The 23718-nt window shown below is 72.0% G+C and carries 20 protein-coding genes; 10 read left to right on the forward strand and 10 right to left on the reverse strand.

The features are described 5' to 3' along the window. Positions 1–17: 17 nt before the first annotated feature. Positions 18–869, reverse strand: a complete 852-nt coding sequence (locus M8J74_RS03955) for a glycosyltransferase family 2 protein (protein WP_249835086.1) — start codon at positions 867–869, stop codon at positions 18–20. A 318-nt stretch (positions 870–1187) separates the two neighbouring features. Here M8J74_RS03955 and M8J74_RS03960 point away from each other — a divergent pair, with 318 nt between their 5' ends. The 8 genes from M8J74_RS03960 to M8J74_RS03995 all read left to right on the forward strand — a co-directional run bounded on the left by M8J74_RS03960 (position 1188) and on the right by M8J74_RS03995 (position 12427). Then, complete coding sequence (locus tag M8J74_RS03960) at positions 1188–2594, forward strand: sugar transferase (protein ID WP_249835087.1); 1407 nt, start codon at positions 1188–1190, stop codon at positions 2592–2594. Between the two features lie 38 nt (positions 2595–2632). After that, positions 2633–3682, forward strand: a complete 1050-nt coding sequence (locus tag M8J74_RS03965; protein WP_249835088.1) for a Gfo/Idh/MocA family protein — start codon at positions 2633–2635, stop codon at positions 3680–3682. A gap of 31 nt (positions 3683–3713) precedes the next feature. Further along, complete coding sequence (locus M8J74_RS03970; protein WP_249835089.1) at positions 3714–4688, forward strand: NAD-dependent epimerase/dehydratase family protein; 975 nt, start codon at positions 3714–3716, stop codon at positions 4686–4688. Beyond that, on the forward strand, positions 4685–5824 hold the full coding sequence (locus M8J74_RS03975) for a DegT/DnrJ/EryC1/StrS family aminotransferase (protein WP_249835090.1): 1140 nt from the start codon (positions 4685–4687) through the stop codon (positions 5822–5824). The genes M8J74_RS03970 and M8J74_RS03975 overlap by 4 nt, the downstream gene beginning before the upstream one ends. Beyond that, positions 5821–6510 carry an acetyltransferase gene (locus M8J74_RS03980; protein ID WP_249835091.1) on the forward strand — a complete coding sequence of 230 codons (690 nt, stop codon included), beginning with the start codon at positions 5821–5823 and terminating at the stop codon, positions 6508–6510. Before M8J74_RS03975 ends, M8J74_RS03980 begins: the two co-directional genes overlap by 4 nt. Then, complete coding sequence (locus M8J74_RS03985; protein ID WP_249835092.1) at positions 6507–7625, forward strand: DegT/DnrJ/EryC1/StrS family aminotransferase; 1119 nt, start codon at positions 6507–6509, stop codon at positions 7623–7625. The genes M8J74_RS03980 and M8J74_RS03985 overlap by 4 nt, the downstream gene beginning before the upstream one ends. Positions 7626–7743: 118 nt before the next feature. Further along, a complete protein-coding gene (locus tag M8J74_RS03990) occupies positions 7744–11292 on the forward strand; it encodes a DUF4082 domain-containing protein (RefSeq protein ID WP_249835093.1) in 3549 nt (1182 codons plus the stop codon). A gap of 88 nt (positions 11293–11380) precedes the next feature. Continuing rightward, entirely contained in the window at positions 11381–12427 is a 1047-nt protein-coding gene (locus tag M8J74_RS03995) for a glycosyltransferase family 2 protein (protein WP_249835094.1), read from the forward strand. Positions 12428–12444: 17 nt separating this feature from the next. On the opposite strand, the gene M8J74_RS04000 is transcribed toward M8J74_RS03995, so the two are convergent. Continuing rightward, positions 12445–13116 (reverse strand): hypothetical protein, encoded by a 672-nt coding sequence (locus tag M8J74_RS04000; protein WP_249835095.1) that lies wholly within the window; start codon positions 13114–13116, stop codon positions 12445–12447. Between the two features lie 68 nt (positions 13117–13184). On the opposite strand from M8J74_RS04000, the gene M8J74_RS04005 reads away from it, so the two are divergent. Together M8J74_RS04005 and M8J74_RS04010 are read left to right on the forward strand one after the other, a co-directional pair. Continuing rightward, on the forward strand, positions 13185–15209 hold the full coding sequence (locus M8J74_RS04005; RefSeq protein ID WP_249835096.1) for an O-antigen ligase family protein: 2025 nt from the start codon (positions 13185–13187) through the stop codon (positions 15207–15209). Next, positions 15206–16105: a glycosyltransferase family 2 protein gene (locus M8J74_RS04010; RefSeq protein WP_249835097.1), complete on the forward strand. Its 900-nt coding sequence runs from the start codon at positions 15206–15208 to the stop codon at positions 16103–16105. Before M8J74_RS04005 ends, M8J74_RS04010 begins: the two co-directional genes overlap by 4 nt. A 10-nt stretch (positions 16106–16115) precedes the next feature. Here the strand turns inward: M8J74_RS04010 and M8J74_RS04015 are convergent, their stop codons facing one another. The 8 genes from M8J74_RS04015 to wecB form a co-directional block, all read right to left on the reverse strand. Next, entirely contained in the window at positions 16116–16469 is a 354-nt protein-coding gene (locus M8J74_RS04015; protein WP_249835098.1) for a VOC family protein, read from the reverse strand. Between the two features lie 12 nt (positions 16470–16481). Then, on the reverse strand, positions 16482–17465 hold the full coding sequence (locus tag M8J74_RS04020; RefSeq protein ID WP_249835099.1) for a class I SAM-dependent methyltransferase: 984 nt from the start codon (positions 17463–17465) through the stop codon (positions 16482–16484). Further along, a complete protein-coding gene (locus tag M8J74_RS04025; RefSeq protein ID WP_249835100.1) occupies positions 17465–18136 on the reverse strand; it encodes a class I SAM-dependent methyltransferase in 672 nt (223 codons plus the stop codon). Before M8J74_RS04025 ends, M8J74_RS04020 begins: the two co-directional genes overlap by 1 nt. 65 nt (positions 18137–18201) lie before the next feature. After that, a complete protein-coding gene (locus tag M8J74_RS04030) occupies positions 18202–18990 on the reverse strand; it encodes a glycosyltransferase family 2 protein (RefSeq protein ID WP_249835101.1) in 789 nt (262 codons plus the stop codon). Then, entirely contained in the window at positions 18987–20084 is a 1098-nt protein-coding gene (locus M8J74_RS04035; RefSeq protein WP_249835102.1) for a right-handed parallel beta-helix repeat-containing protein, read from the reverse strand. The genes M8J74_RS04030 and M8J74_RS04035 overlap by 4 nt, the downstream gene beginning before the upstream one ends. Before the next feature lie 10 nt (positions 20085–20094). Next, the gene (locus M8J74_RS04040) at positions 20095–21648 is read right to left on the reverse strand and encodes an oligosaccharide flippase family protein (RefSeq protein WP_249835103.1); all 1554 of its coding nucleotides are present in this window, start codon (positions 21646–21648) and stop codon (positions 20095–20097) included. Then, positions 21611–22507: a Wzz/FepE/Etk N-terminal domain-containing protein gene (locus tag M8J74_RS04045; RefSeq protein WP_249835104.1), complete on the reverse strand. Its 897-nt coding sequence runs from the start codon at positions 22505–22507 to the stop codon at positions 21611–21613. Before M8J74_RS04045 ends, M8J74_RS04040 begins: the two co-directional genes overlap by 38 nt. Positions 22508–22558: 51 nt before the next feature. Beyond that, positions 22559–23716: a non-hydrolyzing UDP-N-acetylglucosamine 2-epimerase gene (gene wecB / locus M8J74_RS04050; protein ID WP_249835105.1), complete on the reverse strand. Its 1158-nt coding sequence runs from the start codon at positions 23714–23716 to the stop codon at positions 22559–22561. Between the last annotated feature and the right edge of the window lie 2 nt (positions 23717–23718).

Genomic DNA, 23718 nt, shown 5'->3' on the forward strand with positions numbered 1-23718 from the left:
GTACGACGGTCGTGCGATCAGTTCTGCCGGCTGCTCTCGTCCCGCAGCCAGGTGCCGAAGTCCTGGGCGTGGATGGCCTTTCGGGACGCCCGCCGGGCGGTGAGCGCCGCCGCGACGAAGACCACGACGCTCGGCAGGAGCCCCGGTCTCTCGCGGACGATGGCCTTCAGATCCGCCTTGCTCGTGCGCGCCGAGGCCTCCTGCGGTCCCCGATGCTGCTCCACCTGGGCGGTGGAGACCGCCGCCCGGATCCGCCGCCTGATCAGATCCGGCCAGGTGCGCGGCGGCCGGATCACGACACCGGCGGCGTCGACCACCCGCCGTTCCGGCGCGCTGAACGCCAGGGACGCGGCCAGGTCGTCCGCCATCAGCGGGGGCAGCGCGGCGATCCGCGCGTGCCCGGCCTTGGAGACGGCGATGACCCCCCGCCCGAACAACCCCTCGCGGACGGCGGGCAGTCGCTGCCACACCCGGTAGTAGGCGCGCACCCGCCAGGCGCAGCCGGCGAGCGGAATGCGCCGTTCCGGAGCGGTGGCGAGGATGCCCGAGGTCTCGTCCTCCAGCGGCTCGGTCAGTGTCCGCACGTCGGCGCCGGTGATCACGACGTCGGCGTCCACGTAGACGCGCGGGAAGCCGCGCGCGTGGTCGTCACCTGCGCGCAGAGCGGCGTGCTTGGACGGCACGGGGATCTCCACCACCCGCACTCGCGGGCCCCGGGCGGCCGCGACGCTCGCGGTGTCGTCCGTGCAGCCGTTGCACACGACCACGATGTCCGGGGCGTCGTCGGAGAGGGAATCGGCCAACAGTGCGTCGAGGAGTCTGCCGAGGACAGGCGCCTCATTGTGGGCCGGGATCACGATGCTCGTCACGCGGGCAGTATGCCGCCGGTGTCACTATTGCGACATGTGTTTCGTCCAACTGTTCCCGACACTGCGCCGCGTGGTCTAGATTGATGGCCGCCGGACCGGTTTGGGTGGGGAACTTGTTCTTGACTGCATGTCACGGTACGGCTGAGTGACACGTTTTGATCAATCAGTAGCCAGCATGCTGGGTGCATGAGGCGGTTGGGGAACCGCCGAAGCTCCCATCGCTTTCCAGCGCCCTCTCTTCGAGGGTGCTTCGGTCAGGGGTACCGCGCATGTGGTGGGGGGCGCATGACCATTGAGGTCACGCATGAGCAAGTTGGTGTGGATCACAGACGTCCACCAGCTCGCCGAAGACGTGGGGAACAGAAGCACCGGATTCTTCTCCTGGCCGCGGACGGCTTCGCAGCCGCAGCCGCGGCCTTCCTGGTCCACGCGGTCTACGGCCGGTGGGCGGTCGCCCTGGTGCTGCCGCCGACCTGGATCGTGGCCATGCTCGCCCACCGGTCCTACGACCGCGGGGTGCTCGGCCTGGGCGCCGAGGAGTACCGACGGGTGCTCCGCGGGGCCGTCGCGCTGCCGGCCCTGGCCGCGCTCGCGTACGGGTTGTTCCGGCACGACGCGGGACTCCTCCATGACATGATCATGGCGGCCGCACCGGCTGCCGTGTTCGCCCTCGCGGGCCGGTACTGGCTGCGCCGCCGACTGCACCGGCGATGGGCGCGCAGTCCCGACGGAAGCGCGACGCTCCTGGTCGGACCGGCCCACGCGGTCGCCGAGCTGATCGCCGTCCTGCGGCGCGGCGGCACCCCGCGGCTGCAGGCCGCCGGGGTCTGCCTGACCGACCCGGAGAACGCCTCGCAGATCCGCAGGCTGGGAGTCCCCGCGCTCGGCGGGGTCGGCGACATGAACGACGTCGTGCGCGCCCTGGGCATCAGCACCGTGGTGGTGCTGCCCGCCCCCGAGCTCGACGCCTCCGTCCTGCGCCGGATCTCCTGGACCGCGGCCGTGCAGGGCGTCGACTTCCTGCTCGCCCCGGTGCTGACCGACGTCTCGGCCGCCCGCCTGGCCGTACGGCCCACCAACGGGGTGCCGCTGATGCGGATCAAGCCCCCGAACCTCTCCCGGGTCGCCCGGCTGCCCAAGGAACTGCTGGATCGTTCCCTCGCGGCCGCGCTGCTGCTGTTCCTCGCCCTGCCCATGCTGCTGATCGCCCTGGTCGTCCGGCTGGACAGCCCCGGCCCCGCGCTCTTCCGGCAGCAGCGGGTCGGCCGGTACGGCGACCAGTTCACCATGTTCAAGTTCCGCACGATGCGCTCCGACTCCGAGGCGCTGCGCGCGGAACTGGAGCACCTCAACCAGAACAGCGACGGCCTGCTGTTCAAGGTGAAGAAGGACCCCCGGATCACCCGGGTCGGCTCCTTCCTGCGGCACAGCTCGATCGACGAACTCCCGCAGCTCATCAACGTCGTGCGGGGCCAGATGTCGCTCGTCGGCCCCCGCCCGCCGCTGCCCGAGGAGGTCGAGGAGTACACCTCGGACATCAAGCGGCGGCTGCTGGTCAAGCCCGGCCTCACCGGTCTGTGGCAGGTCAGCGGCCGCTCCGACCTGCCCTGGGACGAGGCCGTCCGGCTCGATCTCGGATACGTGGACAACTGGTCGATGGGCCTCGACCTGTCGATCCTGGCGCGCACCGGGTCCGCGGTGGTGCGGGGAACGGGGGCCTACTGATGGACCGCCCACTGAAGGACCACAGGAAGAGGAAGACAGTGACGCAGGAGCCGTTGGGGGTCGCCGTCGTCGGCGCCGGCTACTGGGGCCCCAACCTCGTACGCAACTTCCAGGCCAGCGAGCGGTTCCGGCTGCGGTGGCTGTGCGACCTCGACGTGGAGCGGGCCCGCCGGGTCCTCGGCGGCTACTCGACGGTCGAGGCCACCGCGGACTACGCAGCCGTCCTCGCCGACCCCGAGGTGGCCGCCGTCGCCGTGGCCACGCCGGCCGGCACCCATCTCGACATCGCCCTGGCCGCCCTGCGCGCCGGGAAGCACGTCCTCGTGGAGAAGCCGCTCGCGGCGACCTACGCCGACGGGTTGCGTCTGGTGACCGAGGCCGAGGAACGCGGCCTGACCCTGATGTGCGACCACACCTATTGCTACACGCCCGCGGTGGGCCGTATCCGCGAGATGGTCCACGGCGGCGACCTCGGCGAGATCCACTTCGTCGACTCCGTCCGCATCAACCTCGGGCTCGTGCAGAAGGACATCGACGTGCTGTGGGACCTGGCCCCGCACGACCTGTCCATCCTGGACTTCATCCTGCCCGCGGGCGTCGAGCCGGTCGCCGTCGCCGCCCACGGCGCCGACCCGATCGGCGCCGGACAGGCCTGCGTCGCCTATCTGACGCTCACGCTCAGCACCGGGGCCATCGCCCACGTGCACGTCAACTGGCTCTCCCCGACCAAGGTGCGCACCACCATGGTCGGCGGCTCCAAGCGCACCCTGCTCTGGGACGACCTCAACCCCCTGCAGCGGGTGGCCGTCTACGACCGCGGCGTGGAGATGGCCGCACCGCAGGAGATCGGCGCCGACGAGCGCCGGGAGATGCTCGTCTCGTACCGCTCCGGCGACATGGTCGCCCCCGCGATCGGCGAGAAGGAAGCGCTGCGCAGCATGGTCGACGAGTTCGGCGACGCCATCAGGACGGGCCGGGCGCCGCTCACCGACGGCCGGGCCGGCCTGCGGGTGCTGGACATCCTCGAGGCCGCGTCCCGGAGCCTCGAGTTCAAGGGCGCGGTCGTCGGCCTGCGCGCCGGGCGTTGACGGAACCCAATTCGCTGAGAGGTAACAGCACTTGAGCAGCGTACGAGGCAAGAAGATCCTGGTCACCGGGGGAGCGGGCACCATCGGCTCCAACCTGGTGGACCTCCTGGCCGAGGGCGGCGCCCGCGAGATCGTCGTGCTCGACAACTTCGTGCGCGGACGGCGGGCCAACCTCGCCAAGGCCCTGCCCAGCGGCGTCGTGGAGGTCGTCGAGGGCGACGTCCGGGACGCCGGGACCGTACGGAAGGTCACCGAGGGCGCCGACCTGGTCTTCCACCTGGCCGCGATCCGCATCACCCAGTGCGCGGAGGAGCCCCGGCTCGCCAACGAGGTGCTCGTCGACGGCACGTTCAACGTCCTGGAGGCGGCGGCCGAGGCCGGCGTCGGCAAGGTCGTCGCCTCCTCCTCGGCCTCGGTGTACGGCATGGCCGAGGAGTTCCCGACGACCGAGCGCCACCACCCGTACAACAACGACACCTTCTACGGCGCGGCCAAGGCCTTCAACGAGGGCATGCTGCGCAGCTTCCACGCCATGTACGGCCTGGACTACGTGGCCCTGCGCTACTTCAACGTCTACGGCCCCCGCATGGACATCCACGGCCTGTACACCGAGGTCCTCATCCGCTGGATGGAGCGCATCGAGGCGGGCGAGGCGCCGCTGATCCTCGGCGACGGCACGCAGACCATGGACTTCGTCGACGTCCGCGACATCGCGCGCGCCAACGTCCTCGCGGCGGAGTCGGATCTCACCGACGAGGTCTTCAACATCGCCAGCGGCACGGAGACTTCCCTCAAGGAACTCGCCGAGGGCCTGCTGGAGGCGATGGGCGCCCACGGCCTGGAGCCCGAGCACGGGCCCGCCCGCGCGGTCAACGGCGTGGTCCGGCGCCTCGCCGACACCTCCCACGCCGCCGAACGCCTCGGCTTCACCGCGCGGATCGACCTGCGGACGGGCCTCAGAGACCTGGTCGAGTGGTGGCGCGCGGAGCGGGAGGCCGCCCGGTGAGCACCGACCGCATCCCGGTGATGATCCCCTGGCTCGGCGAGGAGGAGGCCAAGGCCGCCTCGGACGCGGTGCTGTCCGGGTGGGTCGCCCAGGGCCCCCGCGTCGCCGAGTTCGAGCGGGCCTTCGCCGAGCGGGTGGGCGCCGAGCACGGCATCGCCGTCAGCTCCTGCACGACCGCCCTGCACCTCTGCCTCGTCGCGCTCGGCCTCGGCCCCGGCGACGAGGTCGTGGTCCCCTCGCTGTCGTTCATCGCCACCGCCAACGCCGTACGGTACGTCGGCGCCGAGCCGGTGTTCGCCGACGTCGACCTCGCCACCGGCAACCTGACGCCGGCCACCGTGGACGCGGTGCGCACCGCGTCCACCCGGGCCGTCCTCGCCGTCCACCAGGGCGGTGTCCCGGCCGACGTGCACGCCCTGCGCGCCGCCTGCGCCGAGTGGGACCTGCCCCTGGTCGAGGACGCGGCCTGCGCCATCGGCTCCACGGTCGGCGGCAAACCCGTCGGGCACGGCGCGCTGCTCGCCGCCTGGTCCTTCCACCCCCGCAAGGTGGTCACCACCGGCGAGGGCGGCATGATCACCACCGACGACGCCGACTGGGCGGCCCGGCTGCGCCGGCTGCGCGAGCACGGCATGAACGCCTCGGCGGCCCAGCGCCACGCGAGCGACAAGCCGGTCCTGGAGAGCTACCTGGAGGTCGGCTTCAACTACCGGATGACCGACATCCAGGCCGCCGTCGGCCTGGTCCAGCTCGGCAAGCTCGACACGATGATCGCCCGCCGCCGCGAACTGGGCGCCCGCTACGCCGCGTTGCTCCAGGACATCCCCGGCCTCACCCCCGTACGCGACCCCGAGCACGGGCAGAGCAACTTCCAGTCCTACTGGGTGCTGCTGGAAGAGGACTTCCCCGTCGGCCGGGACGATCTCCTCGCCGCGCTCGCCGCCGCCGGCGTCTCCGCCCGGCGCGGGATCATGGCCGCCCACCTCGAACCCGCCTACGCGGACCACCCGAGCGCACCGCTGCCGGTCACCGAACGCCTCACCGGCGACTCGCTGATCCTGCCCCTGTTCCACACCATGACCGAGGACCAGCAGGACCGGGTCGTGGCCGTCCTGCGCGAACAGGCGCGAAGATGACCGGACTTGTCATCATCGGCGCGGGCGGTTTCGCCCGGGAGACCGCACAGGCCGTACGGGACGCGGGCGGCTTCGAGCTGCTCGGCCACCTGGACGACAAGGCGGCCCTGCACGGCACCGAGGTGGACGGCGTCCCCGTCCTCGGCGGCTGCGACCTCATCCACCGGCTGCCCGCGGCCCGGGCCGTGGTCTGCGTCGGCAACCCCCGGGACTACGCGGCCCGGGCCCGCCTGGTCCGCAGGCTCGCCCTGCCCGCGGACCGCTACGCCACCGTGATCCACCCGACGGCGTCGGTGGCCCGCTCGTCCCGGGTCGGCCCCGGCTCGGTGCTGCTCGCGCACTGCGCGCTGACCGCCGCCGTCCGGGTGGGCGCGCACGTCGCCGTGATGCCGCAGGTCGTCCTCACCCACGACGACGTGGTCGAGGACTTCGCGACGCTCGCCTCCGGGGTACGCCTGGGCGGCGGCGCGCGGCTGGAGCGGGGGGCCTATGTGGGCTCCGGCGCGCTGGTCAGGGAGGGCACGACGGTCGGCGCCTGGTCGCTGATCGGGATGGGCAGTGCCGTGCTCGGCGACGTTCCGCCGGGCGAGGTCTGGGTGGGGAGCCCGGCCCGGCGGCTGCGCGCGGCGGAGGGGCCCGCGCTCGACGAACTCGCAGTACCGACAGTGGGGGGACCGCTGACATGAACCAGATTCCGCTTGTCGACCTCAAGGCGGCCCATGAGGAGGTCGCCGACGAGGTACGGGCCGGATTCGACCGGGTCCTGGCGAACACCGCGTTCGTCGGCGGCGAGGAGGTCCGCCGATTCGAGCGCGAGTACGCCGCGTTCGGCGGCGTCACGCACTGCGTGGGCGTAGCCAACGGCACCGACGCCGTCGAACTCGCCCTGCGCGCGAGCGGAGTCGGCCCCGGCGACGAGGTCGTGGTGCCCGCCAACACCTTCATCGCCACCGCCGGCGCCGTGGCGAGGATCGGCGCCCGCCCGGTCCTGGCCGACTGCCTGCCCGGCAGCCATCTCCTCGACCCGCAGGCGGCGCTGGACGCGGTCGGCCCGGCCACCCGCGCCGTCGTCCCCGTGCACCTGTACGGCCAGATGGCCGACGTGACGGCCCTGACCGACCGACTGCCGGACCGCGTGACGGTGGTGGAGGACGCCGCCCAGTGCCAGGGCGCCACCCGCGACGGCCGTGCGCCGGGCAGCGGCGGCATCGCGGCCACCAGCTTCTACCCGGGCAAGAACCTCGGCGCCTACGGCGACGCGGGCGCCGTGCTCACCGACGACGAGGAACGCGCCGGGCTGGTGCGGGCGATCGCCAACCACGGCGGAGTCGCCAAGTACCGCCACGACGTAGCCGGGTTCAACAGCCGGCTGGACGGGCTGCAGGCCGTCGTCCTGCGGGCCAAGCTGGCGCGGCTGGCCGACGGCAACGCGGCCCGCCGGGCGGCCGCCGCCCGCTACGACGAGCTGCTCGCCCACCTGGCCGACGCCGGCCGGGTCGTCCTGCCGGTGACCGCGCCGGGCAACGTCCACGTCTGGCACCTGTACGTCGTCCAGGTCGTCGGCGCCGACCGGGACGACATCGTCGGCAAGCTCAACGCGGAGGGCATCGGCGCGGGCGTGCACTACCCCGCCCCGGTCCACCTCACGCCCGCGTACCGCCATCTCGGCCACCGCCGGGGCGACTTCCCGAACGCGGAGCAGGCAGCGGACCGCATCCTCTCGCTGCCGCTCTACCCGCAGATCACGCCCGAGCAGCAGCAGCGGGTCGTCGACGCGCTCGCCGACGCGCTCGGCATCTGACCGCCCCCCACGCCTTACCGCCGGCCCGCGGGCCGGTCCTGCACAGCACCGCTGAGAGGTACGCATGAAAAGATGGAGCAGACGGATCAGAGGCGGTCGCCTCGCCGTCATAGCGGCATTGATACTGGCGGTGCTCCCGCTGGCCGGGTCCGCCCAGGCGGCATCCGACCCCTGCGGGTCGGGCTCCAACGCCGTCGTCTGCGAGAACTCCAAGACGGGCAGCCCGAAGTCCGACTGGTTCTCGCCCAACGCCTACGGTGACATCAAGGGCTTCACCACCAAGGAGAGCGTCCAGGCGGGCGACACCGTCCAGTTCAAGGTCCAGTCGCCGGTGTCGTACAACATCCAGATCTACCGGCTGGGCTGGTACGGCGGCGACGGCGCCCGGCAGATGTCGACCGCGGCCCAGGCCGCCCAGACCTACCCCGCCAACTACACCTCCAAGGCCGCCGGTTGCACCACCAAGAGCAGCACCGGCCTGGTCGACTGCGGCAACTGGCCGGTGACCGCGACCTGGACCGTGCCCAGCGACGCCGTGTCCGGCCTGTACATCGCCAACATCACGCAGACCGACGGCGACGGCCTGATGCCATACCCGTTCGTGGTGCGCAACGACGCCAGCACCTCCGACATCGTCGTGCAGACCAGTGACCAGACCTGGCAGGCGTACAACGACTACGGCGGCCAGGACCTGTACGGCGGCACCGGGCCCGCGCCCGACGGCCGCGCCTACGAGGTCAGCTACAACCGTCCGCTGGACATCGGCGGCGACAACGGCATCTACGGCTCCGAGTACATGATGCTGTCCTGGCTGGAGCGCAACGGCTACGACGTCAGCTACACCTCCGGGGTGCAGGTGTCGTCCTCGGGCGGCGCCACCCTGCTGAAGAAGCACAAGGTGTACATGTCGTCCGGCCATGACGAGTACTGGACGCAGAGCCAGTACTCCAACGTCCTGGCGGCCCGCAAGGCCGGTGTGCGGGAGGCCTTCTTCAGCGGCAACGAGGTGTTCTGGAAGACGCGGCTCGCGCCGAGCATCGACGGCACGAGCACGGCCGACCGCACCCTGGTCTGCTACAAGATGACCAAGATGGCGCAGAACAACGGGATCGCCGACCCCAGCGGGGTGTGGACCGGCACCTGGATGGACCCGGCCAGCACCGACTACGGCCAGACCTACCAGCCGCCGAACATCCTCACCGGCTCCATGTTCACGGTGAACGGCTACCGCGCCGACGCCATCACCGTCCCCGGCTCGTACGGCAAGAACCGCATCTGGCGCAACACCTCCATCGCGAACCTCACCTCCGGCCAGACCGCCACCTTCCCGACGGGCACCCTCGGCTACGAGTGGGACAGCGACCTCGACAACAGCACCCGGCCCGCCGGCGCGATCGACGTGTCGTCCACGACCGTCGACATCAACGACGGCAAGCTCCGCCAGGACTGGGGCAACCTCTACGGCAACGGCACCGCGACGCACAACCTCGTCGAGTTCCGCGACCAGGACTCCGGGGCGCTGGTGTTCGGCGCGGGGACCGTGCAGTGGTCGTGGGGCCTGACCAACGTCCCCACCTACAACCCCGCCGACACCGTGGTCACCGAGGACTCCCGGATGCAGCAGGCGACGGTCAACATCCTCGCCGACATGGGCGTCCAGCCGCTGACCCGGCAGAGCAACCTCGTCGCCGGCACGGCCTCCACCGACACCACCGGCCCGTCCGTCACCGTGACGAGCCCGTCCTCCGGGGTCACCGTGCCCGCCCTGAAGCCGGTCACCGTCAAGGGCACCGCCAGTGACTCCGGCGGCGTCGTGGCCCGCGTGGAGGTGTCCACGGACGGCGGCACCACCTGGAAGGCCGCGACCGGCCTGACGTCCTGGAGCTTCAGCTGGACCCCGACCACTCCTGGTCCGGCGTCCGTCAAGGTCCGCGCGGTCGACGACAGCGTCAACATGGGCGCCGTCACCACCGTCCCGCTGACCGTCGGCCCCCAGGCCTGCCCCTGCACCATCTGGCCGGCCTCCGCCGTGCCCGGCACCGTCAACGGCGGCGACGGCGGCTCGGTCGAGCTCGGCGTCAAGTTCCGTACCACGGTGGCCGGTTCCATCACCGGGGTCCGCTTCTACAAGTCGCCGGTCAACACCGGCACCCACATCGGCAACCTGTGGACGGCGTCCGGCACCCGCCTGGCGACCGGCACCTTCACGGGCGAGACGGCCTCCGGCTGGCAGCAGCTGAACTTCTCCACCCCGGTCACCGTCAAGGCCAACACCACCTACGTCGCCTCCTACTTCGCCCCCAACGGCGGCTACTCCTACGACACCACCTTCGCCTCCGGCGACGCCGGACTGGCCCCGCTGACGGCCCTGAAGTCCGGCACCGACGGCGGCAACGGCGTCTACCACTACGGCTCCAGCAGCGCCTTCCCGTCCTCGCAGACCTCCGGCAGCAACTACTGGGTCGACGTGGTCCTGGACACCTCGACGGCCAGCACCACGCCGCCGACCGTCACCTCCACCTCGCCGACCTCCGGGGCGACCGACGCCTCGATCACGGCACCGGTGTCGGCCACCTTCAGCTCGGCCGTCGACACCGACAGCGTGACGTTCACCCTGAAGGACTCCAGCGGCGCCACCGTGCCCGGAGCCGTCACCTTCCCCGCCTCCAACAAGGCGACCTTCACCCCGTCGACGGAACTGGACCTGCACACCGCGTACACCGCGTCCGTCCAGGCCTCCGACGTGTGGGGCAACGCCATGGCCGACCCGGTGGCCTGGTCGTTCACCACCAGTTCCACGCCGCCCGCGGTCACCTGCCCCTGCACGCTGTGGAGTTCCTCCGCGGTCCCGGCCACTCCCGACATGACCGCCGACCCCAACTCCGTCGAGCTGGGCACCCGGTTCACGTCCTCCGCGGCCGGCTGGGTCACCGGTGTCACCTTCTACAAGGGCACCGGCAACACGGGCACCCACACCGGCAGCCTGTGGACCGACGACGGCACCCTGCTCGCCAGCGGCACCTTCACGGGCGAGACCGCCTCCGGCTGGCAGACCCTGACCTTCGCCACTCCGGTGGCCATCACCGCGGACACCGGGTACGTCGTCTCCTACCACGCGCCGAACGGCAACTACGCGGTGGACGGCGGCTACTTCGCGGCGGCCCACAAGTCCTATCCGCTCACGGCCACGGCCGACACCACCACCCACCACAACGGGCTGTACAAGTACGGCAGCACCTCGGCCTTCCCCAACGGTTCCTACGGATCCTCGAACTACTGGGTGGGCCCGGTCTTCACCGCCGACAACCCGACCGCGTCCCTGGCGTCGGAGACCGCGGCCTCGGAGGTGACCGCCTCCTCGGTGGCGCACACCGCCGACGCGGCGCACGCCCTCGTCATGGCCGTGCAGAAGAAGGCCCCGGTGGCGACCGTGAACGCGACCGTGACCGTGCTGAGCGGCTCCAAGGCCGCCCGCAAGCTCCATGTCACGGCCGTCGTCTCCTACAACCGGTCGACGCACAAGGTGTCCGTGCACCTGTCCTCGCCGCTGCCCGACGGCACCCGGTTCAAGGTCACGGTCACGGCCCGGGACAAGCACCACCACACGGTGAAGTCCCGCAGCTGGACGCTGACCGGCAAGACCACGTTCAAGAAGAAGAAGAACTGACGGAGCCGGCACCGACCCGTCCCCACACACCGTCGGTGGTCCGCGCCAGCACGGCGCGGACCACCGGCGGGGATTGGCTTCCCCACCGATGAGCAGCGTCAGTGTTGTGATCCCCTGCTACAAGTACGGGCACTTCCTCGCCGACTGCGTGAGCAGCGTCCTGGACGAGCAGGACGGCGTTGACGTCCGCGTCCTCATCATCGACGACGCCTCGCCCGACGACTCGGCGGAGGTGGCGCGGAAACTCGCCGCCGCCGACCCGCGGATCGAGGTCCACGTCCACGAGACCAACAAGGGCCACATCGCCACCTACAACGAGGGCCTCCTGGAGTGGGCCGACGGCGACTACGTGGCCCTGCTGTCCGCCGACGACCGGCTGGTCCCCGGCGCGCTCGTCCGGGCCGCCCGGCTTCTGGACGCCCACCCCGAGGCCGGGTTCGCCTACGGCCGGCCCCTGCGCTTCCAGCACGGCGGACCGCTGCCCAAGGCCCGGACACGCGGCACCGGTTCGGTCGTCTACCCCGGCCAGTGGTGGCTGGAGCGCCGCTTCCGCGAGGGCACCGGCTGCATCACCTCGCCGGAGGTCGTCGTGCGCACCGGGCTCCAGCGGAAGGTCGGCGGCTACGACCCCGCCCTGCCGCACGCCGGCGACATCGAGATGTGGATGCGGCTGGCCGCCCACGCCGACGTCGGCTACGTCCGCGGCGCCGACCAGGCCTTCTACCGCGTCCACGGCAACAACATGTCCACCGTCGACTTCGGCGGCCAGCTGGACGACCTGCGCCAGCGCCTGGTGGCCTTCGACTCGGTGCTCACCAAGTGCGCCGACCGGCTGCCGCACGCCGACCGCCTCGCCGACCAGGTCCACACCCGCCTCGCCCGCTACGCCCTGCGCCGCGCCTACCGCGCCTACGACCGGGGCCGCACCGCCGTCGTACCGGTCGACGAGTGCGTCGCGTTCGCCGAGCAGTGCCTGCCCGGCTACCGCAAGCTGCCCGAGTACCGCGCGCTGCGGCTGCGCAGACGGATCGGGCCGACGGCCATGCCGTACCTGCAGCCGCTGGTGTGGTCGGCCGTGGCCGAGCGCGGACGGGAGTGGCTGTGGTGGGAGTCCTGGAAGCGCCGCGGTATCTGATGCGCGATCAGTTCAGCTCAGCCCGCCACCACGACCTCGTCGGCGCGGCGGACCGTGCCCGGCGCCTCCGCCTCGCGCCGCCTGCGGCGCAGCGCGAACCGGTCGAGCCACAGCGCGCCCAGCAGCCCGGCGGTCGCGCCCAGCAGCGCCGTACCCGCCAGGGCGCGGGACCTGTTGCCCTGCACCGGGGCGGCACTCGGGGCGACCAGGACGGACGCCGTGATCCGCGCGCCGGGGGCCACGCCCTCCTTCTCCTGCACGGCCGCCACATGCCGGGAGTACACCTCGATGACCCGCTGGACCGCCGTGTCGGCCGCGACGGCGTCACCGCGGCGCGCCTGCACCTGCACCGAGGGGATGAGATAGCGCGGCGTCGCGCTGGTGCCGCTGTTGCGCGGGATCAGCTGGTACGTCCCGTGCACTCCGGCGGCCGCCAGCTCCCTGCGCCCGGCGGGCGACTCCACCTGCTGGATGACGCCGTACGACAGGGTGGCGAGCGGCGGCTGGAGGTTGGTCAGCTGGTTCGGCTGGGAGCCGGTCACCGGCGGCTTGAGCACGACCACCGCCGAACTCAGCCAGCGCGGGGCCGGGTGCAGCACCTTGTAGGCTCCGGCGGCCGTCAGCAGGAGCGCGAGCAGCAGCACGTACCAGCGGCGGAGCAGCGCTTCGGCGACGTCACGAGGCGACACGGGGATTCCTTCCGTCGGCACCGATCCTCGCAGGCGCACGGGCGGTTCGCCACCAAAAGGGAGTTCTCATGAGCCTTGCCGACCTTTTGGCGATCATGCGCAGGCGCTGGTACTTCATGGTGCCCCTCACCCTGCTCAGCGTCCTCGCCGGCGGCTACCTGTACCGGACCATCCCGGTCTCCTACGAGTCGCAGAGCTCCGTCACCCTCCTGGACTCCACGGCGATCGCCGATCTCGCGCCGACCTTCGGCAACCCCCTGTCGAACGCGGGCGGTTCGCTGGTCGTCACCGCCGACGTGCTGATCAGGACGCTCCAGTCGAGCGACTCGGCCAAGGAGCTGCGCTCCCGCGGCGTCACCGACCAGTACACGGTCGGCTTCGCGCCGCAGGCCGACAGCCCGCTGCTCACCCTGAGCGTCACCGGCACCGACCGTCAGAAGGTGCTCCGGGAGACCACCACGCTCACCAAGTTCACCGGCGAGCAGCTCAAGGCCCTGCAGGCCGCGTCCAAGGTGCCGGCCGTGTACGCGGTGCAGTCCGCGCCGGTCGTCCTGCCGCAGACCCCGGTCTCCCAGTCCAAGGGCCGCTACCAGGGCATCGCGGCGGTGGTCATCGTCGGCATGGTCGCGGCGTTCCTGCTGTCCATCCTCGCCGAGGGCGTCGCGGTGGTCCGCCGCCGCGGCCGCGCCCTGGCCGGATACGTGCCCCGGCGCCACCGTGCCCGGCCGCCCGAGCGGCCCAAGGGCCTGCTCGTGCGCCGCCTGGACGCCACCACGGTCCTCACCGGCTATCTCGTGCTGGCCTTCTTCGTGCCCTCCAACCTCACCCTGCCCGCGCTGGGCGGCGTCGGCACACCCGCCAACGTCTTCGCCCTGCTGGGACTTCTCTGGTACCTCGCGACCTGGCTGGGCGGCCGGATCCTGCCGGCCGAGGGCACCAGGCTGCCCCGCGTGGTGATGTGCCTGCTGGCCGCCGCCGTGCTGCTGGCCTACCTCGCCAATGCCACCCGGGACAGCTCGCACGAGGAGGTCCTCGGCGCCGACCGCGGGCTCATCGGGCTGGGGGTGTGGGTGGCGCTGGTGGTGCTCTCCTCGGCCGGCATCCAGGAGCGCAGCCGGCTGGAGACGCTGATGCGCCGGCTCGTCGTCCTGGGCACCGTCGTCGCCCTGATCGGCTACTACGACTTCTTCGCCGCGACGAACATCGCCGACTCCATCCACATCCCGGGCCTGCACTCCAGCACCGCCGGGATCAGCGCCATGGACCGCGGCTCGTTCACCCGGCCGCGCTCCACCACCGCCCATCCGCTGGAGTTCGGCGGGATGCTGGCCATCCTGCTCCCCTTCGCCGTCCACCAGGCCTTCGACCCGGTACGCCGGCACGCGGGCGCGATGCGCCGCTGGGCCCCCGTCGCGATCATGGGAGGCGCCCTTCCGCTGACGGTGTCCAGGACCTCCATCATCGGCGCCTTCATCGTGATCCTGGTGATGGTGCCCCGCTGGAAGCCGCAGCGCCGCTGGGCCGCGATCGCACTGATCCTGGGTTCCGTGGCCGGCTTCAAGGTGATCATCCCGGGCCTGATCGGCACCATCACCAACCTGTTCGCCAGCTTCCTGTCCAACTCCGACAGCAGCACCCAGGCCCGCACCGTGAAGTACAGCGCGATCGTGCCCTACCTGGAGGAACACCCCTGGTTCGGGCGGGGGTTCGGCACCTTCACCCCGGACCTGTACTTCTTCACCGACAACCAGTACATGCTGACCCTCGCCGAGACGGGCGCCCTGGGGACGGTCGCGCTGCTCGCCCTGTTCGTCACCGGCATCCACCAGGGCGGTGCCGTACGGCGCCTGGCCCGCACGGAGACGGACCGGGAGCTCGGGCAGGCCTTCCTCGCCTCGGCCCTGGTCGCCCTCGTCATCAGCGCCACCTTCGACGCCCTCAGCTTCCCCATGTACGCCGGGATGTTCTTCCTGACCCTGGGCGCGGGCGGCAGCTACCTGGGCTTCATCCGCCGCGAGGCCGCCGCTGCCGCCGTCCCCGCCCCTCGTACGACGTCCGAAGTCAAGGTCCCCCAACTCGCGGAGTCCCGATGAGCACCGTCGCCGTCATCGTCGTCACCTGGAACAGCGCCGGCGTGCTGCCCGGGTTCCTCGCCGCGCTGCCCGACGGCATGGCCGGCCTCGACCACCGGCTGGTCGTCGCCGACAACGACTCCGCCGACGACACCGTGGAGGTGCTGCGCACCCTGGCCCCCAACGCCACGGTCGTCGAGACCGGCCGCAACGCCGGGTACGCGGCCGGGATCAACGCGGCGCTGGCGGCGGCGGGTGAGTACGACGCCGTCCTGATCTGCAACCCCGACATCCGGATGCGGCAGGGCTGCGCCAAGCGCCTCCTCGACAGCCTCGGCCACGGCGTCGGCATCGCCGTACCCCTGCTCTACGAGGAGGGCCACGACACCCCGCACCGCTCGCTGCGCCGTGAGTCGAGTGTCCTGCGGGCGCTGGGCGAGGCCGTCATCGGCAACACCCGCGCCGGACGCTTCCCGGCCCTGAGCGAACTGGTCACCGATCCCGCCGCCTACCGGCGGCCCACGCGCGCGGACTGGGCGACCGGGGCGCTGATGGCCCTGTCGAAGGAGTGCCTGGACGCGTGCGGCCGGTGGGACGAGTCGTTCTTCCTGTACTCGGAGGAGACCGAGTACTGCCTGCGGGCCCGGGACCTGGGCTACGCCACCCAGCTGGAGCCGACCGCCGAGGCCGTGCATCTGGGCGGTGACTCCCAGGTGTCACCCCGTCTGTGGACCCTGCTCACCCTCAACCGCGTCCGCCTCTACCGGCGCCGGCACGGCCCGCTCGCCACGGCCGCCTTCCGCGCGGCCGTGCTGCTGCGGGAGACCTCACGGGCGGCGCTGGGCCGCCCGGCCAGCCGCGCGGCGGCGGCCGCCCTCGCCCGGCCGGGGTCCCTGGACGTCACGCCGGGGCCGTGACGGGGCGCGATCAGGCGGGCTGCCACAGCTCGATCCGGTTGCCCTCCGGATCGGTGACCCAGCCGAACCGGCCGACGTCCGGCATGTCCTGCGTCTCGTCGGCCACGTCCGCGCCCTTGGCACGCAGCTGGGCGAGCATCGCCTCCAGGTCGCGGACGCGGAAGTTGAGCATGGTCTGCTGGGCGGGGGACCCGAAGCAGTCGGTGTCGGACTCGAACGCCGCGAACACCGTCGGCCCCGCCTCCTGCCGCCACAGGCCGACCTCGTCGGCGTCCAGGCCCAGGCAGTCGCGATACCAGGCGGTCAGGGCCGCCGGATCGGCGGCCCGCAGGAAGCAGCCGCCGATTCCCAGCACTCGTTCCATACGGGCATCCTGTCAGCCGGTGCCCCGCGGCCGGCACACCATGGCCATGAAGTCGTGTCCCACGTCCGGCAGCACGGCGTCCTCGGCGGCGAAGCACCGCTCCAGCAGTTCCAGCGTCTCCGGCCGCTGGTCGCGGAAGTGGTGCGCGATGCCGGAGAACGCGATGTGCAGCACGGTGCCGCCGTAGGGCCGTTCCTCGACGACCTCGAAATGCCGTCGCAGACCCGGCAGCAGCGCCGCCGCGTCGACGGCCTCCGAGGGGTCGTCCAGCACCATCGAGAGCCGGCTGGGCCGCACCACACGGTGCTTGATCCGGCCGTCGGCCAGCCGCCGCCGCTCCTCGGGGAGCAGGGCGAGCAGGGCGTTCGCCGCGTCGAGCTGGGCGTCGGTCCACTGGAAGCGGGTGGGGCCGACGAACTCGTCGACCACGAACGTGCCGTCCGGCTCGATCAGTCGGGCCAGCCGCGGCAGGGTCTCGTCGAGGTGGTCGAAGTGGTGCAGGGACTGCAGGCCCAGCAGGACGTCGAAGCGCTCCCCGTCGGCGGTCATCCGGTTGACGTCGGTGACCCGGAAGCGCAGCACGTCCCCGAGCCCTTCCTCGGCGGCCGTCCGGGTGGCGAAGTCGATGCGCTCCGGGGCCACGTCCACGCCCTCCAGCAGGGAGAACGCGCCGGTCCTCGCCCACAGCAGCTCGTTGCCGCCGGTGCCGCAGCCCAGCGACAGGCCGCGCAGGTCGGTGCGGGGCGCGAAGTGCTTGGCGGCGACGTACTCGGGGAACGACGTGTCCGCGTCTCCCGTCATCAGCAGGTTCCACCGCTTGATCACCGCCGGTATCGCCCACCACTCGGTCAGCGAGGGGTCGACCCGCGACCAGTGCTGGACCACCCGCGCGCCGCCGCGCACCCGCAGCTTGGCCAGCACCGGGTCCAGGTCCAGCTTGCGCACCTTGCGCAGCAGCCGGTCCGCGTCGTGTCGGTTGACCAGGTTGTTCAGCATCAGCGCTCCGTCCGTACGGCGATGAGCGACTTCGGCGCGCCGAGTACCCGCTCGCTGAGCAGCTCGGACCGGGGGAAGAGATAGCGCATCTCGGTGCGGGTCAGCAGCTCGATGTTGATCACGGCGTTCATCGCCGACTGAGGGCTGTCGGGGCGGCTGTGCACGAGCGGCCAGTGCCGCACCAGCCGGGCCCGGGCGGCCAGCGGCAGGAACTGGAAGCCGGGCGCCACGAAGTGCGGCTCGACGGGGAAGTAGCGGTACGGCGTCTGGATCCAGTGCAGCGGCGCCAGCCGCTCGACGGCCGCGACGAACCTCTGACGCTGGCTGTGGCCGCCGACGTGCTCGATGGTGGAGTTGGAGAACACCAGGTCGTAGCCGCCGGCGTCGCTCAGTTCGGCGGCCACCGCCGGGTCGGTGACGTCGGCGTTCTCCGCGGTGATCCAGTCGGGCAGGTCGGCCGGGTGGGCCTCCAGATTGATCAGATGGACGTGCTTGGCGCGCACCGGCGCGCGCAGCCACATCTCGGCCGTCCCGCCCAGGTCGACGACGCTCATGTTCTCGATGCCGGGGAAGCAGCGCCGGAACCGCTCCCAGCGGGCGATGCGCAGGCGTTCGCCCAGGGAGCCCGGTGCGTCGACGAACTTGTTTCTCAGTGCGCGGGATCGGGGCATCGGATCAACCACCTGACGTCGGAGCGGAACGGGAACGAGGAAGAGGAGCGGAGGCGCACGGGCCGTCACCAGTCCGTGTAGAAGCTGGCCGGGTTCACCAGGTAGCGGACGGTGGGGTGCGGCAGGTGCAGCACCCGGTGCCCGCGGCCGTACCGGCGGATCAGCTCCCAGTCCTCCCGGGGCAGCACCTCCGGTGTGCGGCGCAGCCGGCTGAAGCGCAGGGAGCGGTTCCGGCGGGCGACGAAGGCGTTGGTGTCCAGGAAGGCCTCGCGGGCCGCCCGGCGCCGGTCGAAGGGCACCGACAGGACGTCCTTCTCGCTGCCGTCGGGCAGGACGCGGCGCAGCGCCGTGTAGACGCCGTCGGGCCCGCCGGGGGCCTCCAGAGCCGCCAACGCCCTTTCCAGGTGGTCGGGTTCCCACAGGTTGTCGTCGTCGAGGAAGGCCACGTAGCGCGAGCGGGTGAGGCGGATGCCGACGTTGCGCACCACGCCCGCGACGCCGGTGTTGTGCGCCAGGGAGACGGCGAACAGCCTTGGGTCGGTGGGGAGTTCGGGCAGCCCGGCGCCGTCGTCGACCACGATGACGACCTGGTCGCGCACCGTCTGCCCCAGGGCCGAGCGCACCGCGGCACGCAGTGCCTCCGGGCGCCGGTGCGTGGCGATCACGGTGGCGACGAGCGCCGACGGTGGCGTCGGCAGCGCGGCGGACAGCCGCCGGGTCTCGGCGTCCTCGACACGGCGCAGCCGCAGCGCCGAGGGCGCCAGCAGGACCTTGTTGCGGGCCTCGAAGAGCACCAGCCACCCGAACAGCGCCTTGAGCAGCGTCCAGGGCGCCCGAGCGAGGCGGCGCGTCATGAGGCGGGCTCGGGGGCGATCGGGCGGCCGTCGGACATGCGGTTGTCGCGCCAGACGTTGCCGGCGCCGCCGTGGTTCCAGTGGGCGACCACGCCGTAGCCGCCGGCGGCGGGGTGGTACTGCGTCGAGAACACGTTGTTCGTGACCTTGATCCCGGTGGCGCCGGTGTCCCCGCCGTACAGGGCGTAGGCCCCGCCGGCGATCCAGTTGTGGTCGACGGTGACGTTGCGGACCACGCCGGTGTCGGCGAACAGGCCGATGCTCCCCGAGGCCCCCTGTTTGAGACCGGTCGGGTTCAGCAGGGTGTTGTGGCGGATGACCAGGTGCCCGGTGTTCCCGCCGCCGCTGATCACCGCGTTGGTGTGCTGCCACTCGCCGCCCTGGTTGATGAACGGCTCGATGTCGTGCACGTAGTTGTCGTGGATGTCGCCCTGGCCCATGGACAGCGCGTCGCCGAAGACCGAGACGTCGCACCAGCCGACCTCGACGGAGCTGCCGCCCATGTTCGACACGGCGTAGTCCACCCCGCCGTTGTCCGGCCCCTTGCCGGGTACGGCCGTGATGGTGGAGTGCAGCACGCGCAGGCCGTGGTAGCCGGGGCGCAGGTTGATGCCCCACCAGTTGTCCGAGGTGATCTTCGTGTCGATGACCGTGACGTCGTTGGCGTAGATGTCGAGCGAGCCGGTGATGTCCCAGCCCCGGATGGTCAGCCCGTTGGTACGGATGGCCTTGTAGCCGGTCTTGTGGGGGGTGAGGGCGATGCGCGGGCCGGTGGTGCGGGCGTCGGGGAAGCCGCAGGCGCTCGGCGAGGAGCAGGCGGCCTTCGCCGCGGGGGAGCCGGATGTGCCGCTCGCCGAGGGCGTGCCCGACGGGGACGGCGAGGCGGTGGGGCTCGTCGGCGTCGCGGCGGGCGCCGAGCTCGCCGGACTGCCGCTCGGTGCCGCCGAGGAGCCGCTCGCCGGGCAGGTCAGCGCGTCGTCCGGGCAGTCCGGCAGCGCGGAGTCGTGCGATCCCGAGCAGGCGGCGCCCACCACCGCCAGCAGGGACGCCAGCAGCAGCCAGACGAGCGAACTCCGGCGGATACGCCGTGACATGCGGTTCACCTCATGTCCTGTCGGGGAGGGCGGACGGTGCGGCCGACCGGTGCCGTCCGCGGTGGGGCCGTTCCACGCCGCGCAGGAAGTGGCGGCTGGGCAGGACGCACAGCGTGTAACACGCAAGGGCGACCGTGCCGTTGACGAGGAGCGCGAGCCGTCCGTCGCCCAGCAGGCGCTCCAGACCGAGGACGACCAGGGCCATCACGGCCCCGCCGAGGAAGGGCCAGGCACAGGCCCGGGCGATGCGGCCGAGGCCGATGCCGCCCCGGCCGAGGGCGAACAGGAAGACGGGCACCACCAGGCCGCCGGCCACCAGGACATGGCCCTGGGAGACGCCGACGATGCCGCCCAGGTGGGCGGCCGCGAGGAGCACCGGCACGAGGGAGACCAGCCACAGGCCCTGCACCAGGAAGAGCGAGCGGCGCTGTCCGACCGCGACCAGGCAGTCGTAGGCGAGTTCGCTGCCGATGCGGATCAGGCCGAGGACCATCAGCCACGGCAGGGCCGCTGCCGCCGGGGCCCAACGGTCGCCGTAGACCGTGCGGATGAGCGGCTCGGCGAGGCCCGCCAGCAGGACGCACAGCGGGACCGTGCCGGTGATCAGCACGCCCAGGGCACGGCTGAAGCCCTGGGCGAGCGCCTGCGGCGAGTCGGCCAGCCGCGAGAACCCGGCGAAGGACACCCGGCGGGCGGCCTCGGAGATGATCCGCACGGGCCAGCCGGAGATGTTGAAGGCGAGGACGTAGAAGCCGAGGGAGACACTGCCCAGCGTCGCGCCCACCACCATGGTGTCGACGTTGACCACCGCCAGGGCCAGCATGCTCGCCCCGGCCAGCGGCAGCCCGAATCGCAGCAGCGCCCGGGCCTGTTCGCCGTCCCAGCCGAACTTGAGGGTCCCCGGCGCCGCCAGCGCGCAGCCGATCAGCGTGACGACGTTCCCGACGACGGCGCCGACGGCGAAGCTCATCGCGCCCCAGCCCTCGAAGGCCAGCAGCAGGGTCACCGCCGTGCCGAGCACGAAGTTGAGCCCGTCGATGACCATCCGCCTGCCCTGGGCGAACTCTCGGGTCAGAAAGCCCCCGGGGACCTGCGCCACCCCGTCGATCACCACGCACAGGCACATCACCCGCAGCACGCCCGCGGCGTGCGGCGAGCCGAGCAGGCCGGCCACCGTCGGGGCCGCGGCGAACAGCGCCAGGTACAGCAGGCCGCTGGAGAGGGTGCTGAGGGTCAGCACGGTCGGCGCGAACCGCCGCGCGTCCCCCTCCCAGCGCACGATGGCCAGGCCCACGCCCAGTTCGTTCGCGGACAGCAGGACCAACAGCACCGTCTGGGCGATGCCGTACACGCCCCATTCCGCGGGGCCGAGGGCGAAGCGCGCCAGGACGATGCCGGTGGCGAAGTTGCCCAGGCGCAGAACGACGGTGTTGATCAGGCTCCAGCGGGCCGCGGAGCGGACCTTGCGGCCGAGGGAGGCAGTGGGCTGAGGTGCGGGGACGGGAGCAGCGGGTACGTCGCCCGTCTCACCGGTCGCGCTGTCCGGTGCGCGGGCGATGTCCATGGGTCGACTCCTCGTCGAGCGGCTCGGCGGCGGACGCCACGGCCATGGCGGGCCGGGGCGCGTCGGTCTCGGCGGCGGCCCGGCCGTCCCCGGCGGACCGTGACCAGCTCGGCGGGCGCCGGATGGCGAGCGTCTCCTCCACGGCCCCCTCCTGCGTGAACGGCTCCTCCACCGCCGGTTCCTCCGTGGACGCGGCGCCGGCCGCGGCGGTCGTCCCCGGCTGTCGCGGACCGGCGGGCGGGGCCTGCTGCTCCGGCGCGCGGGGCCTCTTGCGCGCCTCCATGTAGAACGCGGCGACGAGGGTGACGACCAGGCCCAGGGCGCCCGCCATGATCAGGTACTCGAGCCGGGTCTTGGTCTGCGCCACCGGGTTCTGCGGGGAGACGATGGTCGTCATGCGGATCATGGCCTTCGGCGCGACCGACTGCTGCTTCTGGAACTGGTCCAGCCGTTCCTTGGCGTAGGCGGTCAGGATCTTGTCCGAGGACAGGACGGCCGCCTTGTCGGTGCCGGTGACGGTGAGCCACAGCAGCGGCCCCTGCGCGTTGTCGGCGAGCTTCGCCTCGAACGTGCCGGTCGCGCCACGGGCCTTGAGGTCCCGCAGCGAGTCGTCGGAGTTGAGGTTGCGTGCCAGGCTGTCGGCCATGCCGGTGAGCGAGGTCTGCGTGCTGAGGAAGGGGTTGCCGTCGTAAGCCACCGTCGCCTTCTGGGAGTTGAGCAGGACCACCGTGCTCTGCGACTGGTAGCTGACCGGCACCAGCACGACCACGCCGACGATCAGGGCGGCGGTCAGCAGCAGACCGGGCAGCAGGACGTACCAGCGCCTGCGCAACACCCGGAAGATCTCAGCGAGATCCATGACGGTCCCCCCTAGCGGCCAAACGTTCGACGAGCATCAGTTGCAAGCGGATCATATGGGGAGCGTTCGATCCTCGGGTCTGGGCCGGTCGGCGGATTTCGGCCGGGGGAGGTCGGTGGGCCGCGGCCGGGTGCTCGCGGTGCCTCCGTCCAGCAGTACGTCGGCGATGCGGTCGCTGGCGCGGCCGTCCCACAACGCGGGCCGGCGGGGGGCGGGCGGAGCGTCGAGCACCCGGTTGACGGTGGTCACGATCCGCGAAGGGTCACGGCCGGCCAGCACGTTGGTGCCCTGCTCCACGGTGATGGGGCGTTCGGTGTTGTCCCGCAGCGTCACGCAGGGCACGCCCAGTGCGGTGGTCTCCTCCTGCACCCCGCCGGAGTCGGTGAGCACGACCCGGGCGGCGTCCTGCAGGGCGATGAAGTCCAGGTAACCGGCGGGCGGTACGAGCCGGATGCCGCCGGGGACACCGATCTCGGCGAGCCGTCCGGCCGCGCGCGGATGCACGGGCAGCAGCAGCGGGCAGCGCCCGGCGATCTCGCCGAGGGCCTTCAACAGCCCCGTCAGTACGGCGGGATCGTCGACGTTGGCCGGGCGGTGCAGGGTGACCAGGCCGAACTCGCCGCGGGTGAGCCCGTGTCGGGCCAGCACGTCGGAGGCGCGGGCGCGCTCCAGGTTGGTCAGCAGTGTGTCGATCATGACGTTGCCCACCAGGTGGATCTGGTCCTCCCGGTACCCCTCCGCGCGCAGGTTCTCCACGGCGTCGGGGGAGGGGGCCAGCAGATGGTCGGCGACGCGGTCGGTGGCGACCCGGTTGACCTCCTCCGGCATGCTCCAGTCCCGGCTGCGCAGGCCCGCCTCGACATGGGCCAGCAGCGGCCCGGCCTTGGCGGTGACCAGCGCGCAGGCCAGCGTGGAGTTGATGTCGCCGACGACGACCACGATGTCCGGCGAGACCTCGTCCAGCAGCGGTTCGAACGCGGTCATCACCCGGCCGGTCTGCTCGGCGTGGGTGCCGGAGCCGACCCCGAGGAAGCGGTCGGGCGGACGGATGCCGAGGTCGGCGAAGAACACGTCGTTCATGGCCGGGTCGTAGTGCTGGCCGGTGTGGACGAGGAGGACCTCGGCGCCCCGGCTCTCCAGGGCGTCCATCACCGGTTTGATCTTCATGTAGTTGGGGCGGGCGCCGGCGACGCACACGATGCGCGGCATGG

Origin of the sequence: Streptomyces panaciradicis (genome assembly GCF_023516615.1) — a bacterium.
GTDB lineage: Bacteria > Actinomycetota > Actinomycetes > Streptomycetales > Streptomycetaceae > Streptomyces > Streptomyces panaciradicis.